Annotated in this window: 2 protein-coding genes; one reads left to right on the forward strand and one right to left on the reverse strand. The window is 41.6% G+C overall.

Annotated elements, in window-relative coordinates; translation table 11 throughout:
• On the forward strand, nt 1-375 hold a 375-nt coding region (locus A3763_RS28070; protein ID WP_197482748.1), incomplete at its 5' end, for a hypothetical protein.
• 323 nt (nt 376-698) lie between these two features.
• Here the strand turns inward: A3763_RS28070 and A3763_RS03995 are convergent.
• On the reverse strand, nt 699-1,060 hold a 362-nt coding region (locus A3763_RS03995; RefSeq protein ID WP_231872091.1), incomplete at its 5' end, for a hypothetical protein.

Raw genomic sequence — 1,060 nt, forward strand, 5'->3', positions numbered from 1 at the left:
GGTGATCTTGAACGCCTCTTTCATTATTCTGAAGGAAAATTACACGGCCAAGAGACTGGCTATTTCCAATCAGGAGAAATCAGTGCGCAACAGTATTGGGAGGAAGGAAGCAGGATAGGCATACAGAAACTGTTCTATATAGATGGCACTGTAAAAAGAATACAGGACTGGACAGAGGAAAAGTACTTGAAAAGGTTAACCCTCTACTACCCCAATGGCTATATTGAAAAACACACGGAGCGTAGCTCCAAAGATGTTGTAACTATTGATTACCATTGTGGATGGGATAATCCTTTATCAGAGGCAATTGATTACCTTGGCTATAGTTACTCAAATCAAGAAGGATATACTTATGGATGTAGCGGGGACACTTAATATTTTCTGAAAATAGAAGGACTTCTAATAGAACAATGACTGCTTACTCATGAAAGCCGATAAACGTGAATTGTGTGAATCGTTGACATATCACACTCGCTTTCATACTCTAAACACGGCTTCTGGGGGCGGCGCTATACAGAGACAAGGCCTTACTAACTTTCGTCTCGCATTAAAACCGCCTTGTGCGGTTTTGCTGTTTATGGGGCTGGCTCACCCGATACTAAGCTTTTCTTGCTGAGTACCGATAAATAATTACGCACCATAACAATAAGGGGTAATACACTCTAAGCTGCGATAGCGGCCAACTTTTTGATCATATTCTAATCATCCCGGCTGACAGCGCTTGCTTTTCTGTTGCGGGCATGAGTTTGAACTGATTTCATGATTTCTTTGATTAGCTTTTCAGGTAAGACACCATAGCTATAAAGTCCATTATCCAGCTTTCGAATGTCGTACCCTGGCCAAGTAAATTTATTGTATTCGGTCGTAATAATCCAAGATCGTTCTGCATCTAAGCCCAAACGCTTTTTGGTTGCAGCAGGTATTTCTATACCGGACTCTGGATCAACGGGAGGGGTATGAGTGATGGGGAGAACAAATAAGATAGTTTGACCTTGCTCGCTTTTACGATTTAGTAAGACGCTACAAGGCCGTTCTTTCATACCTTCACTTTTTCCTTTTC

This window comes from Oleiphilus sp. HI0128 (assembly GCF_001635365.1).